Raw genomic sequence first — 14,686 nt, 5'->3', positions numbered from 1 at the left:
GATTAGTGCGTCCAAATTTCTCGCACATGTAATTAATTTTTCTGTTAGTCAATATAGCGTCGTAGCGCTATAGATATTTTCCAGCGATGTCTGGGGGCAAAAATGATCAATAAGTATTTAAAAATAGCAGTAGTAATGCTGCTTTCACCTGCGTTTGCAAACGCCAACGAACATAACCATGCAGACAATCACGACGTAACACCTTTGGAGTTAATCGTTTATAAAACCCCTACTTGTGGGTGTTGTAAAAAATGGATAACTCATATTGAAGACAAAGGGATCGTTGCGCATTCCAAAGATTTCCGAAACATCGGCAACATCAAAACTAAGTATGGTATCAAACCTAATTACCGTTCATGCCACACGGCAGTGAGTAGAAATGGATTTGCCTTTGAAGGTCATATACCTGCTAAATTTATTCAGCAGTTCTTATCAGAAGAACATCCCAATGCGATTGGGCTTTCAGTTCCAGCAATGCCAGTTGGCTCTCCCGGTATGGAAGTCGATGACCGCTTTATGCCATACAACGTGTTAATTCTATTTAAAGATGGAACGAGCAAAGTCTATGCAAAAGTTAAGACATACGAGGAGCAATTCTAATGAAATTGAACTCTTCAAACCTTACTTCACTTTCAACTGCATTAATACTCGGCTTATCTGTATTCTCAGCTCAAGCTGAGAAAGTAGTGCCGCTTGAACAAGCTATCACCTTAGCTCAGCAAAATGATCCTTGGCTTCATGGTAGCCGATTGAAACAAAGTGCAGTTGAAAATAGAAGTATTGCTTCAGGTACTTTGCCTGATCCGAAAGTATCGCTAGGGATAATGAATTTACCAACAGATACTTGGGATTTAGATCAGGAAGGAATGACTCAGCTAAAGGTTGGCGTCTCTCAAATGTTTCCGAGAGGCGACAGTCTAGAGATCAAGAAAGACCAGTTACAAATTGAGTCCACGAAATTTCCACTGTTACGAGAGGATCGTAAAGCTAAGTTGAAAAGCCAAGTGTCACAACTTTGGTTAGATGCTTACTTAGCCCAACAAACTATTAAATTGATTGAAGATGATTGGTCTCTCTTTGAGCAGATGGCGGAAGTGGCTAAAGCTAGCTATTCAAACGTTGTTGGTAAAACTAGACAGCAAGATGTTATTCGTGCTCAGTTGGAAATCGTGCAGTTAGATGACAGATTAACTTCGCAAAAGCAGAAACTAGAAACGACAATCGCTCGTCTCAATGAGTGGCTTCATATTTACGATGCGGATCGTTTGAATGAATCATTCAACTTTGACGCGCAACCATTAGAGTTTAGCGTCTCAAAAGAATTGCCTTCGATTCAATTGAATAATCCAACAGTCCTAAAAGCATCTAATTACTCAAGAAATCTATTGGCTCAGGAGCTTTCGAATCACCCAGCCATACTTGCAATTGATATAAAACGCAAAGCTTCAGAAAAAGGAATTGAGTTAGCCAAACAGCAATATGAGCCGGAATGGGGTGTTAATGCTAGTTATGCCTATCGCGACAATATGCCCTCTGGTGATAGCCGAGCTGATTTATTTTCTGTTGGGGTAACGTTTGATTTACCCTTGTTTACCGAGAACAGACAAGATAAGCAAGTTGCAGCTTCTATTGCAGATTCAGAGACTATTAAAACCGAGAAACTATTACTGACAAAGCAAATGATCAGTGTTTTAGAAAAAGAACTAAGACAGCTTAAACGCTTATCAGATAGACAATCTATCTATCAAGAACAACTCCTTAAACAAACTCATGACCAAGCAGAAGCGTCATTGACAGCCTACACAAATGATGATGGCGATTTTGCCGAAGTTGTTCGAGCAAGAATCGCAGAATTAAATGCCAGAATATCAGCTTTAAGAATTGATGTTGACGCACTTAAAACAGTTGCTCGTATCAACTATTTATTTGCGCATTCTCAATCTAACTCAAATGCTGAACATAAGTCGATGCAAACTTCACACAAAACTAATCAGCACTTATCCAATCAGCAATTTGGAGAAAAATAATGTCAACGAATACAAAAACAATTATTGCCATCATCATTGGGGCAGCACTTGGTGCTGGAGCATTGAGTTTATATCAAGGTACTGGCTCAAACAGTAATAGTAATGAAGCAACATCAGCAGAGAAAAAGCCTCTGTATTGGGTTGCACCGATGGATTCTAATTACCGCCGGGACAAGCCCGGTAAGTCGCCTATGGGGATGGATTTAATACCTGTGTATGAGGAAGGATCATCTGGTGATGACTTTGGCCCCGGAGCAGTAAAAATTGCGCCTCATGTAGTGAATAACCTTGGGGTTCGCACTGCACCTGTTGAACTGAAAAATATGCATACTGAAATCTCAACGGTAGGTTATGTTCAATATGATGAAGATAAGCTAATTCATATCCACCCACGGGTTGATGGCTGGATTGATAAACTTTACATCAAAGCAGCAGGTAACCCTGTAGAGAAAGGGCAGCCTCTTTATACACTATATTCTCCTCAGTTAGTTAATGCTCAGGAAGAGCTGTTAATAGCGTTAAAGCGCAACAATAGTTCTTTAATTTCAGCAGCCAAAGATCGCCTAAAAGCGTTACAGCTTTCAGCAGACTTTGTTCAAAAGCTAGAAAAGACACGAAAGGTTCAGCAAACAATTACCTTTTATTCACCACAAGCAGGTGTTGTCGATGGTTTGAAGGTTAGAGAAGGTTTTTATGTAAAGCCGGGAAACACCTTATTAAGCATTGGCCAGCTAGATCAAGTTTGGGTTGAAGCAGAAGTGTTTGAACGTGACGCAGCCTTAATTAAAAAAGGACTTCCTGTATCAATGACACTGGATTATTTACCCGGTGAGGACTGGGCTGGTGTCGTTGATTATGTTTATCCAACATTGAACAGTAAAACACGCACACTCCGAGTGAGATTGAAATTTGATAACACAGACTATCAATTAAAACCAAATATGTTTGCACAAGTCTCTATTCACGCTAATCAAGCTGATAGCACCATCCTCGTGCCTAAAGAAGCCGTTATTAGAACAGGTAAACAGGACAGAGTAGTACTTGCGTTAGGTGATGGGCAATTTAAATCTATTGAAGTGACTATTGGCCGGGTTGATATCGACAGCATCGAAATATTAGACGGCTTAAATGAAGATGACGTTGTGGTGACATCTGCCCAATTCTTGATTGATTCTGAATCAAGTAAAAGCTCTGACTTTAAACGAATGACTCATGATGAAGTGCCTAACTCTGTTTGGATGCAAGGGGATGTTAATAGTGTTATGGCAGGGCACCGCATGGTTAATATTTCACATGGCCCTGCTGAAGCTTGGGATTGGCCTGAAATGGTTATGGATTTTACTGTGGCTGAAAAAGTCGATATTGACTCATTAAAGTCAGGTCAATCTTTGCACTTTGAAGTGAGCAAAACCGAAGAGGGTGGATATGAAGTTACTGGAATTCATATCATGAGTGAGCCTGCTGATATGAGTGAAGAAGTATCATCAGCAACAGTATCAGGTTTAATTAATGCGATTGATATTGATACACGGATTCTAAATATTAGCCGAGGCCCAATAGAGAAGTGGGATAGACCTGCTGCGACGATGGATTTTATCGTCGCGGACAATATAGAAATAGTTGATTTCAATGTTGGTGATAATGTCACTTTCACTTTTGAGGTTAGGGATGACTTAGTTATCACTGACATTTCTCTTGAATCAGATGAACAACACGGCAAGGAAAATAAGCCGGTCGTTGATCACTCGAATCATTAAGTTGGGAGAAAAATAATGATTGAATCAATTATTAGATGGTCAATTGGCAATCGCTTCTTTGTTATCTTAGCTACCTTAATTTTGATTGGTGGTGGGCTATTTTCAATAAAGAATACGCCTGTTGATGCACTACCAGATTTATCTGACGTTCAAGTAATAATTAAAACGAATTACCCCGGTCAGGCACCGCAAGTTGTTCAAGATCAGGTTACTTATCCACTGACAACTGCAATGTTGTCTGTTCCCGGCGCTGTTACTGTTCGTGGCTATTCATTTTTTGGTGACTCATTTGTTTACGTCATCTTTGACGAAGACACTGACTTATATTGGGCAAGGAGCAGAGTACTTGAATATTTAAGTCAAGTAGCCCCTTCACTACCCGCTAGTGCGCGTCCACAACTAGGGCCAGATGCGACAGGTGTTGGCTGGGTTTACCTATATTCTCTTGTAGATAAAACGGGCAACTTGGATATTAGCCAATTGCGTAGTATTCAAGATTGGTTCTTAAAATATGAATTGCAAACTGTCCCCGGAGTGTCAGAGGTTGCTGCCGTTGGTGGAATGGTTAAACAATATCAAATACAAGTCGATCCCGATAAGTTAAGAGCCTACGGTATACCACTTAGTCACATTCAAATGGCCCTTAAGCGTGGTAACCAAGAAACAGGTGCCTCTGTTGTTGAAATGGCTGAAGCAGAGTACATGGTTACCGCTACTGGCTATATCAAAAGTATTTCAGATATAGAGTTGATCCCTCTCGGTGTGAACGAACAAGGAACGCCGCTTACTATTGGCGATGTGGCAGAAGTTAACTTAGGTCCACAAATGAGACGGGGCATCGCGGAACTTAATGGTGAAGGAGAAGTTGTTGGTGGTGTGGTTGTTATGCGCTTTGGTGAAAACGCACAAAAAACCATTGATGGAGTAAAAGCCAAATTAGAAGAGTTAAAAAAAGGTTTACCCGAAGGAGTTGAAATAGTTACGGTTTATGATCGCTCTGGCTTAATAGGAGAGGCGGTAGAAAACCTATGGAGTAAATTGCTCGAAGAGCTTGCTGTCGTCGCGATTGTATGTGTTGCATTTCTGTTTCATTTGCGATCTTCGATTGTTGCAGTTGTCACTCTACCTATTGGCATCTTAGCTTCATTTATCATCATGCATATGCAAGGTATCAATGCGAATATTATGTCATTAGGTGGTATCGCTATTGCAATTGGTGCGATGACAGATGGCGCAATAGTGATGATTGAAAATATGCATAAACATATGGAAAAGACACCGCTAACAGATGAAAATCGTTGGCAAATAGTCTCAAAGGCGGCAAGTGAAGTCGGTCCTGCATTATTCTTTAGCTTACTGATTATTACAGTCTCATTCTTACCTGTATTTATTTTGGAAGCGCAAGAAGGAAGAATGTTCTCTCCTCTTGCTTACACAAAAACATATGCAATGGCTGCATCAGCAGGCTTAGCGATAACATTGGTGCCTGTATTAATGGGGTACTTTATTCGAGGCAAAATTGTTTCAGAAAAGAAAAATCCGTTAAACCGATTGCTAATTGCTATTTACATGCCTGTTTTAAAGCAAGTAATGAAGTTTCCAAAATCGACAATTGTAGCAGCAATATTAGTGACTATCGTCGGTTTTTGGCCTGTTGATAAGATTGGTAGCGAGTTTATTCCTCCTCTAGATGAAGGAGATTTAATGTACATGCCGACTACATATCCGGGGATCTCTATTGGTAAGGCAAGAGAAATTCTACAGCAGACAGACAAGCTAATTAAAACAGTGCCAGAAGTTGAAACAGTATTTGGTAAAGTAGGAAGAGCTGAAACTGCAACTGATCCCGCGCCTCTAACTATGATTGAGACCTTCATTCAGTTGAAGCCTCAAGAAGAGTGGCGTGAGGGAGTTACAACAGAATCTTTAAAAGCTGAGTTTGATAAGTTGGTTAAGTTTCCGGGCTTGACGAATGCTTGGGTTATGCCAATCAAAACTCGTATTGATATGTTGGCAACAGGTATTAAAACGCCTGTGGGTATTAAAGTCGCCGGACCAGAGCTTGATGTGATTCAGGAAATCGGCCAACAAATAGAGCAAATTTTACCCGAAGTTACAGGCACAGCATCAGTTTACTCAGAGCGAGTTGCAGGTGGACGATATATCAAGGTTGATATTTCACGCGATAAGGCAAGTCGCTTTGGGTTAAACATCGAAGATGTTCAACAAGTGGTTTCTACAGCTATTGGTGGTATGAACGTTACCCAAACGGTAGAAGGTCAAGAGCGTTACCCTGTTAACTTACGCTATCCGCAAGACTATCGAGACTCTCCTGAGCAGCTATCACGATTACCTGTTGTAACACCAAGTGGTCAACGCATTGCACTAGGTGATGTTGCTGATATTCGAATAGAGAATGGCCCACCGGGTATTAAAAGTGAGAATGCCAGAATCAATGGTTGGACTTTCATTGATATTGATAGCGTTGATGTAGGTACTTATGTTGAAAATGCTAAAGAACACTTAGCAAATAACCTGACATTACCAGCAGGCTATTCAATTACTTGGGCCGGACAATACGAATATATGGAAAGAGCGAAAGAAAAGCTCACCTATGTATTGCCTTTAACACTCGCCATTATTGTTATTCTGCTTTACCTGAATTTCAGAGCGTTTAGTGAAGTGGCTATCATTATCGTTACCTTGCCGATGGCAATGATCGGTGGCTTATGGTTGATGTATCTAGAAGGGTTTAATTTCTCAGTAGCTGTTGGTGTGGGCTTTATCGCTCTAGCTGGTGTTGCGGTTGAGATTGGCGTGATAATGCTGGTTTATCTCAATCAAGCACTTGCTGAGCTTAAGGAAAAAGCGAAAGAGCGAGCAGAACTCATCTCAGATGATGCATATCAAGATGCCTTATTGCACGGTGCTGGATTACGAGTTCGTCCAGTAATGATGACAGTAGCGACAATCATTATCGGCCTAATGCCTATTTTATATGGTACAGGAACAGGCTCTGAGGTAATGAGTCGTATTGCTGCACCAATGGTAGGTGGGATGACAAGTGCAGTCCTGCTAACTCTAATTGTTTTACCCGCGATTTATTCAATCGTTAAAAAGCCCGAAGTAAACGCCTTTAACAAGGAACTTTCTAACTCGGAGCTAAAAAACAATGCTTAGAAAAGCTAGGAAGTACCATAAATGGCTAATGGCATTTGTAGGGATACAATTCCTTTTCTGGTCGATTACTGGTGTGTATATGGTGACTATGGATATTCACTATATACACGGCGAAACCTTGGCTAAGAGTGAGGAAGCCAAAATAGATTTAGCAAGTATGGATTACTCCATTGTAAAGCTAGCTGCGGATTATCCTAAAGCTAGCCAAGTTACACTTACTCAAAGTATGGGCCGTCCTTTGTATTCTTTTATTAATGGAGAAAATGGAAAAGTAGCAATAGATGCTAAAACTGGAGCTGTTCAGGCCCTTGTAGATGAAACCAAGGCTAAAGAAATCGCACAATACCATTATGTGCTGAATCATCAAATCGACAGCATAAGGTTGATTAAGTCAGCGACAAACTTGCCTGCTGAGTTGTCCCCAAGGCATTTACCTGTTTGGAGAGTGACGTTTGAGCAATTCTCCACACCGACATTTTATATAAGTCAACAAACAGGATCACTTGTTGCCAAGCGTCATGATTACTGGCGATTGTTTGATTGGATGTGGCGGTTCCACATTATGGATTACTATGATGGAGAAAACGTATCTAACTGGTTTTTGTTCTTGGTCGCAACTCTAGGTCTAATGGGAGCAATTACTGGCGCAGTATTGACTTATTACCGAGTGCTTTCCCCAAATAAAAAGAGAGTCATTTGATGCGACTATTTAAGTTAAATACAACGATACACAAGTGGCTTTCTTTATTTGTTGGTTTACAACTGCTTATTTGGTTGGGAACGGGCCTTTACTTCAATTTGATGGATCACAGTAAAGCCAGTGGTAATGAACTTAGAGTTCATTCTCATCATGAAGGTAGCATTACAGGCTTTGACCTATTCCCTATTAAAGACATTACTAGTAATGCTCCGCAGGAAGTAAACCTTATATGGGTTTTACATCAGCCTTACTATCATTTTGTGTTCGATAAGGGGCAGCATAGCTATCAAGAACGCCACTCAAAGCTATTTGATGCTGTAACAGGAAAGCCATTTAATTTGTCTGAAGAACAAGTACTAACTTTGGCAAAAAACTCCTACTCAGGACAGGGTAAGTTAACTACTCCAGTGTTATCTCAACCTCCGTTTTCTGATCACGTAAGGCAGCAAAATCCTATGTGGCAAGTTGCCGTTGAGGATGAGAACAATACAACTATTTATTTAGATAGTATTACAGGTCAAGTACTTCGCCATGCCAATGATGATTTCAGATTGAAAGATCTGATGATGAAGCTTCACTTTATGGACTATGGCAATTCTGGAGGATTTAACCATTGGTTGATCATTGCATTTGCTTTTGCAACGCTATTCCTTTCAATTACTGGTGTTACTTGGCTGATACAACAGTATCGAAGTGGTTTACTGAAGCTAGGTTGGGGCACTAACAGGCAAAAAGTGGCAGTGACGTTTTCCAATGAAAATACTATTACTGACATCTCAGCAGTTGGTCGCTCAACTGTACTAGAAGGGCTAGCTAGTTCACATGTATACCTTCCTTCAGGTTGCGGTGGTGGCGGTACTTGTGGCAAATGCGTGTTCTTAAGTTCAACTAAATTACCTATCACACTATCTGAACAGGAACATTTATCTCAGGAGCAACTTAAGGAAGGTTATCGGCTTGGATGTCAGCATAGGTTCTCTGAAATTAGTTCGATTGAAGTTAATACTGATCGCAATATTGAAAATCATGAGCTAGTTGTGGTTGCGACTAATTTCATTACTCCTTTTATCAAGGAAGTGAAATTTAAGCTGAAATCAGGCAAACAGTTGGCATTTAAAGCTGGTGCATATATGCAATTTGATGTGCCAGCAGGGATGAATAGCTTACGTCCAGATGATATGCCAGAGTGCTATGAAAAATACTGGGATAGCTACTATCATGGAAAATTTTCTCATAACGGTGTAACTCGCCACTACTCATTAGTTAACTTTGACGAGGAGTCTGATGAGTTAATGTTTAATATCCGTTGGCAGACCGCAAAGAATGGTTTTAAAGCAGGAATAGGTTCAAGTTATTTAGGTTCACTCCAAGTAGGTGAAACGATAACTGCAAAAGGCCCTTTTTCTGATTTTTATGCCACTTCAAATAAAAAAGTTAGTCGCGTGTTTATAGGTGCGGGTTCAGGACTTGCACCACTAAGGTCTATTATTTTTGAACAGTTGAAAAAGCATAAAGATAAAAGTGGTTTGACTCTTATCTATGGTGCGCGAACTGAAGATGACTTGCTATACCATAATGAATTGAAGTCACTGAGTGAGAAGCATAAAAACTTCTCTTATATTCCTACTCTTTCTAATCCTTCAGAAGAATGGCAAGGGCACTCAGGCTATGTTCAAAAAGTACTTCTGCCGTATATGAACCAAAAATCAGAACTGCTTTTGGCTGAGTTTTACTTGTGCGGTCCAGAAGCAATGATGAGTGAAGTGGAAAAAATAATTACAGATGCTGGGATTCCAAGTAATCAAATTTTCAAAGATAAATTTAGTCGTTAATCCATTAAATAAATAGAGGTATATATGAAAACATTAATTAAATTTTTAACCGTAATCAGTGTCGTTTTTAGTAGTGCGGTATTTGCGCATGTGCATCTTGAAAAAAGTGTGCCTGCTGATAATGCAATGCTAATGAATCCTCCAGAAGAGTTAACTTTGGTGTTCACCAAAGAGGTACGGGTTGTAAAAGTTTCATTGGCCAATAAACAAGGCGAAGAATTTAAATTTGGATTCGAGCCTTCTAAAGTCGCTACTAGCAAATTTACATGGAAACTACCTAAATTAGCTCCTGCAAACTATACTGTGGATGTAACCTTCTTAGGTAACGATGGTCATAAAATGAAACATAGCTTCGGCTTTATGGTTCACTAAAATAGGCGGTGTGATTGATATGGAAATGTATATCTGGAATACAGTCATTGTACTGTCAAAAATTGTATTTTACGTCGGCTTTGCCTGTATTGCTGGTTATACATTTTTCAGGCAAATATTTGAGAATAATGAATCTCATACTAATACTGTAATAGCGAATTTAACGTGGACAAGAACTTATATAGTTATGGCTTTGATCGCTAATATTACTTGGTTCTTTGCCAGTACTGGTGCAATGGCAGAAGAGGGAATTCAGGGGGCGATAGACGCTGATATGTTGGCTATTATGTGGGACTCCTCTGTCGGCACTGGAGCTTTGCTTCGAGCGCTTGGGCTAGTTACCGCAATAATCGCTTTAGCTTTAAGGTTCAAACTCGCTGTGAACTCGTACTTAAAACAAAGCGCTTTAATGTTGAGTTTATTAATCCTTGCATACTCATTCACGTTACTGGGTCATATTTCTGAGTTAGGCACAATTGAAAAAGGCTTGCTTATTTTGCATGTGCTCGTTATGGCATGGTGGTTTGGGGCGTTATTGCCACTAAAACAGGCTTGCCATCAGCTAAGTTATGCAGAACTTCATTTGCTGATGGAAAGCTTTGGCAAACAAGCAAGTTTTACAGTGAGCCTATTGTTGGTAGCAGGCCTCTGGCTCGTGATTCAATTGGTCGGAAGTCTTGATGCACTAATAAGCTCAAGTTACGGACAAACACTGTTGTTTAAATTGGCCCTTGTAGTGTCTATTTTGGCACTTGCTGCTAAACATAAACTAATACTCGTTCCACAACTTAAAAATAGTCAAGGCAGAGAGGCTTTATCTAAATCTATCTCGATAGAAATGCTAGTAGCTTTTGCCATTTTATCTGTAACGGCTGGGCTTACTAGTGTTGTTGGCCCTGCAAATTAAAACCTAAAAGAGAGAATGAAAATGAAAACAATAAATATATTACTCGTTTTATTAATGACGTTTAGTTTCGCAGCAAACGCTCATGGTGATAAGAACAAAGACAAAGGTTTGTTTAAAGGTATAGATACCCCTGCCGCAAAAGTTGTTTTGGCATTTCATCAAGCACTTGAAACTGGCAATCAAAAACAGGCTAGAGCGCAGTTAGCGGATGATGTCACCATTTTCGAGGGAGGCCGCGTTGAAAGGAGCGCTGATGAATATGCTCATCATCATATGTTGTCGGATATGAAGTATTTAGCAGCGATGAAGAGCGACACACTTGAACATCAAGTGACGATACTTGGAAATACCGCTATCTCTGCGTCGCGTAGTCAAACTACAGGTACTCATAAAGGTGTTGAACGCGATTATCAAGGCATGGAAACGATGGTGCTGGAAAAACAAAATGGTGAATGGAAGATTAAGCACATTCATTGGTCACATTAATTTATTGGTTAAATAACGGAGTACAAAATGAGAATTAAAAATCCATTACATCAAGTTTCTACGCCACGTAGACGCTTTGTACAAGGTGTAATTGCTGGCGGTGTATTAGCTGCTTTTCCAAGTGTTCTTCATGCAGCTTCATCTTTGATTGCTGGAACTTCAACAGGTACTGCGCCCGAACTAAGTGGAGAAGTAATAGATTTAGTGATAGATGAGTCACCCGTAAACTTCACAGGTGTTGTAAGAATGGCTACAACAATCAATGGCTCAATACCAGCTCCTACCTTGCGCCTCAGAGAAGGTGATGACGTTACTATCAGGGTAACTAATAAATTATCAGTGCCGAGTTCAATTCATTGGCATGGGATCATTCTTCCGTATCAAATGGATGGTGTACCGGGCATTAGCTTTAAAGGCATTATGCCTGGCGAAACGTTTGTTTATAAATTTAAGTTACAACAAAGCGGTACTTATTGGTATCACTCACACAGTGGCTTTCAAGAAATGACCGGTATGTATGGGGCGTTAATTATTGAGCCAAGAGAAAAGGATATTATTAGTGCTGACAATGAGCATGTCATCCTATTGTCTGATTGGACTGATGATGATCCTATGGAGTTATTCCGTAAATTAAAAATTCAGGGGGATGTATTTAACTTTAATCAACCTACTGTTCCAGAGTTTTTTGATGACATTTCAAATAGCAGCGTTTCAAATGCGCTACAACGCCGGGAAATGTGGAATAAAATGAGAATGAACCCTACAGATCTTGCAGACTTATCAGCATCTGCAATGACTTTTTTAATGAATGGTTGTGCGCCTTTGACAAACTGGCGTGGAATGTTTAAAGCTGGCGAAAAGGTTAGGCTTAGATTTATTAATGGTTCTAGCAATACGTTTTTTGATGTAAGAATACCTGAGCTGAAGTTAACAGTTGTACAAGCTGATGGACAAAATGTTGAACCTGTGACAGTAGATGAATTTAGATTTGGTCCAGGTGAAACCTACGATGTGGTTGTTGAGCCTAAAAATGACGCATACACAATTTTTGCACAAAGCATGGACCGCTCAGGTTATGCCAAAGGGACTTTGTCTGTCGCTGCTAATATTGATGCGCCAGTGCCTGCACTTGACCCAGTTGAGTGGTTAGCAATGCGGGATATGATGGGCAATATGGATCACTCTGCTATGCCTGGAATGGATCACAGCGCTATGGGCCACGCTAGCATGGACAAAACCAGTATGGATCAGGGGGCAATGGATCATAGCACAATGGACCACGGTGCAATGGCAATGGACCATAGTAAGCATAATATGGGTAAAAACCCACTGGCTGTTCCAAGTCAGAAAGTTCGCCACGCTAAAACAGAATATGGCGCCTCAATTGATGCGCGCATTGATACGCCACGCACAAACTTAGACGATCCTGGTGTTGGGCTGCGCAATAACGGCCGTCGAGTTTTAACACTTGCAGATTTACGCTCTCTTGATGGCATAGTTGACCACCAAGCACCCGAAGCCGAAATTGAGCTGCATTTAACCGGCAACATGGAACGCTACAGCTGGTCTTTTGATGGCTTAGAGTTTGGTAAAAGTACCCCTGTGCATATGAAGCATAATCAGCGGGTACGAGTTATTTTACAAAACGATACCATGATGACACACCCTATGCATTTACATGGTATGTGGAGCGACTTGGAGAACGATCAAGGCGATGTGTTAGTTCGCCGCCATACCATAATGGTACAGCCCGCCCAAAGAATTAGCTTTTTAACTACGCCACATGATCTTGGTCGTTGGGCTTGGCATTGTCATTTACTGTTTCATATGGATGCAGGTATGTTTAGAGAGGTGGTTGTATCATGAGAAATTTAACCTTATCAACAGTACTTACTAGTGCACTATTAATTAGCGCACCGTTATTGAGCCTGAATGTGTTTGCTCAAACTGAAATGGGCGACATGTCTGGCGATATGGCGGGCGATAAAATGCAGCCGCAAGGCGGCGATGCCCCTAAAAATGCTCGCGATCCACACGCTTATGCTAATGGCACAACCTTAACGCAAGGGCCATATGCTTTAGCAGATGGCGAGCGCTTAACCCTTGCAGATGAGTATAAGTTTTACGCTATTTTAGGTGATCGCCTTGAGTATAACGAACAAGCCGATGCTGCTGTTTTCGATTTACAAGCTTGGTACGGCACCACCTTTAATCGATTAGTGATAAAAACCGAGGGCGATGTTAGTTATGGCAAGCTTGAAGAAAATCAAACTGATATTTTATGGGGTCATGCAATTTCGGCTTATTGGGATACGCAAGTCGGTATTCGCTACGATTATTATAAAGAAGGCAAAAACCGTCAATGGTTAGCGTTTGGTATTCAAGGCTTAGCACCTTATTGGTTTGAGCTTGATATGACAGCGTATGTAGGTGAGAGCGGCAATACAGCATTTACAGCACAAGCTGAATATGAGCTGCTTTTAACACAAAGGCTCATTATACAGCCTCGTGCTGAAATAACATTTTATGGTAAAGACGATGAACAAAATGAGCTAGGCAGTGGGCTATCTAGTACTGCTATTGGCGTTAGGGTTCGTTATGAATTTACTCGCCAATTTGCACCTTATGTAGGTGTAGAGTGGACTAATAAATTTGGTAGCACAGCAGATTACGCCAAGCTAAACGAGCAGAGCAGCAACGATACTGAGTTTGTTGCCGGTTTAAGATTTTGGTTTTAATACGAAGAAATAACTACATTGATTTAATGAGAGCTACCGCAATTATATTGATGGTAGCTTTTCATTTTGTCTGGGATTTAAACTATTTTGGTTATATTAGAACAGACATACCTAACGGCTTTTTCTGGAAAGAGCTAAGAGCAATAATTGTAAGTTTGTTCTTGTTTTCTGTTGGTGCCAGTCTGGTTTATTCCTATCAAGGTGGTATATCAGCGAAGAAATTAGCTTGGCGAACGGTTAAGATATCTAGTGCTGCGTTACTAGTGACTTTATCCTCACTATTTACCTTGCCAGAACATTGGATTTACTTTGGTATTTTACACTTCATAGCAGTTGCAACACTTCTATTAGTTTGGTTGGTGGGGAAACCTAAACTTGCTTTGCTGCTATCTTTATTTATTTTTAGCGCATACATAGCGATAGAAATACCGTGGAATTGGCCTTTTAGCTATATTGAACAATATATTTCAAAACATCCTAGTGACTTGGTTACTCTTTTTCCTTGGTTGGCTTTGCCCTTGCTCGGTATCTGGGCTGCAAATTTCCGAATCTTTCGTCTGGCTCCCGCCAATCAACATGCGATAAACCCTTATTTGACATTGCTTAGTCAACACTCTTTACTGATTTATTTACTTCACCAACCTTTGCTTTTTGCTGGCTTTAGCGCTATCGAATGGATCAATTGAA

Annotated in this window: 12 protein-coding genes; all 12 read left to right on the top strand. The window is 40.4% G+C overall.

The annotated features are described in order from the left end of the window. Positions 1-102: 102 nt before the first annotated feature. From H5126_RS18105 to H5126_RS18050, 12 genes are read left to right on the top strand one after another with little or no spacing between them, the layout of a single operon-like run. Positions 103-600, top strand: coding sequence for a DUF411 domain-containing protein (locus H5126_RS18105; protein ID WP_036956660.1), 498 nt, complete (start codon positions 103-105; stop codon positions 598-600). Further along, positions 600-2,027, top strand: a complete 1,428-nt coding sequence (locus H5126_RS18100; protein WP_182720814.1) for a TolC family protein — start codon at positions 600-602, stop codon at positions 2,025-2,027. The genes H5126_RS18105 and H5126_RS18100 overlap by 1 nt, the downstream gene beginning before the upstream one ends. Continuing rightward, positions 2,027-3,784 (top strand): efflux RND transporter periplasmic adaptor subunit, encoded by a 1,758-nt coding sequence (locus H5126_RS18095; RefSeq protein WP_138561110.1) that lies wholly within the window; start codon positions 2,027-2,029, stop codon positions 3,782-3,784. Before H5126_RS18100 ends, H5126_RS18095 begins: the two co-directional genes overlap by 1 nt. 15 nt (positions 3,785-3,799) lie before the next feature. Then, complete coding sequence (locus H5126_RS18090) at positions 3,800-6,964, top strand: efflux RND transporter permease subunit (RefSeq protein ID WP_182720813.1); 3,165 nt, start codon at positions 3,800-3,802, stop codon at positions 6,962-6,964. Beyond that, entirely contained in the window at positions 6,957-7,664 is a 708-nt protein-coding gene (locus tag H5126_RS18085; RefSeq protein ID WP_008109638.1) for a hypothetical protein, read from the top strand. The genes H5126_RS18090 and H5126_RS18085 overlap by 8 nt, the downstream gene beginning before the upstream one ends. After that, entirely contained in the window at positions 7,664-9,496 is a 1,833-nt protein-coding gene (locus tag H5126_RS18080) for a 2Fe-2S iron-sulfur cluster-binding protein (RefSeq protein ID WP_024596190.1), read from the top strand. The genes H5126_RS18085 and H5126_RS18080 overlap by 1 nt, the downstream gene beginning before the upstream one ends. A 24-nt stretch (positions 9,497-9,520) precedes the next feature. Further along, a complete protein-coding gene (locus H5126_RS18075; RefSeq protein ID WP_064435664.1) occupies positions 9,521-9,868 on the top strand; it encodes a copper resistance CopC family protein in 348 nt (115 codons plus the stop codon). 19 nt (positions 9,869-9,887) lie between these two features. After that, the gene (locus H5126_RS18070) at positions 9,888-10,775 is read left to right on the top strand and encodes a copper resistance D family protein (RefSeq protein ID WP_182720812.1); all 888 of its coding nucleotides are present in this window, start codon (positions 9,888-9,890) and stop codon (positions 10,773-10,775) included. 15 nt (positions 10,776-10,790) lie between these two features. Next, positions 10,791-11,261, top strand: a complete 471-nt coding sequence (locus H5126_RS18065) for a DUF4440 domain-containing protein (protein WP_008467847.1) — start codon at positions 10,791-10,793, stop codon at positions 11,259-11,261. Positions 11,262-11,288: 27 nt separating this feature from the next. Next, on the top strand, positions 11,289-13,127 hold the full coding sequence (locus H5126_RS18060) for a copper resistance system multicopper oxidase (RefSeq protein WP_182720811.1): 1,839 nt from the start codon (positions 11,289-11,291) through the stop codon (positions 13,125-13,127). After that, positions 13,124-13,999 carry a copper resistance protein B gene (locus H5126_RS18055; protein WP_008109642.1) on the top strand — a complete coding sequence of 292 codons (876 nt, stop codon included), beginning with the start codon at positions 13,124-13,126 and terminating at the stop codon, positions 13,997-13,999. The genes H5126_RS18060 and H5126_RS18055 overlap by 4 nt, the downstream gene beginning before the upstream one ends. Then, positions 13,990-14,685, top strand: coding sequence for a heparan-alpha-glucosaminide N-acetyltransferase (locus tag H5126_RS18050; RefSeq protein ID WP_259413530.1), 696 nt, complete (start codon positions 13,990-13,992; stop codon positions 14,683-14,685). The genes H5126_RS18055 and H5126_RS18050 overlap by 10 nt, the downstream gene beginning before the upstream one ends. The last annotated feature ends 1 nt before the right edge of the window (position 14,686 follow it).

Origin of the sequence: Pseudoalteromonas sp. SG45-3, assembly GCF_014164075.1 — a bacterium.
GTDB lineage: Bacteria > Pseudomonadota > Gammaproteobacteria > Enterobacterales > Alteromonadaceae > Pseudoalteromonas > Pseudoalteromonas distincta.
The sequence above is the reverse complement of the archived record's forward strand: the minus strand, read 5'-3'. Positions and strand labels throughout refer to the sequence as shown.

Excerpts from the sequence above, each read along its gene's own strand:
- H5126_RS18105 (WP_036956660.1), top strand. The coding sequence starts at position 103 with ATGATCAATAAGTATTTAAAAATAGCAGTAGTAATGCTGCTTTCACCT.
- H5126_RS18100 (WP_182720814.1), top strand. The coding sequence starts at position 600 with ATGAAATTGAACTCTTCAAACCTTACTTCACTTTCAACTGCATTAATA.
- H5126_RS18095 (WP_138561110.1), top strand. The coding sequence starts at position 2,027 with ATGTCAACGAATACAAAAACAATTATTGCCATCATCATTGGGGCAGCA.
- H5126_RS18090 (WP_182720813.1), top strand. The coding sequence starts at position 3,800 with ATGATTGAATCAATTATTAGATGGTCAATTGGCAATCGCTTCTTTGTT.
- H5126_RS18085 (WP_008109638.1), top strand. The coding sequence starts at position 6,957 with ATGCTTAGAAAAGCTAGGAAGTACCATAAATGGCTAATGGCATTTGTA.
- H5126_RS18080 (WP_024596190.1), top strand. The coding sequence starts at position 7,664 with ATGCGACTATTTAAGTTAAATACAACGATACACAAGTGGCTTTCTTTA.
- H5126_RS18075 (WP_064435664.1), top strand. The coding sequence starts at position 9,521 with ATGAAAACATTAATTAAATTTTTAACCGTAATCAGTGTCGTTTTTAGT.
- H5126_RS18070 (WP_182720812.1), top strand. The coding sequence starts at position 9,888 with ATGGAAATGTATATCTGGAATACAGTCATTGTACTGTCAAAAATTGTA.
- H5126_RS18065 (WP_008467847.1), top strand. The coding sequence starts at position 10,791 with ATGAAAATGAAAACAATAAATATATTACTCGTTTTATTAATGACGTTT.
- H5126_RS18060 (WP_182720811.1), top strand. The coding sequence starts at position 11,289 with ATGAGAATTAAAAATCCATTACATCAAGTTTCTACGCCACGTAGACGC.
- H5126_RS18055 (WP_008109642.1), top strand. The coding sequence starts at position 13,124 with ATGAGAAATTTAACCTTATCAACAGTACTTACTAGTGCACTATTAATT.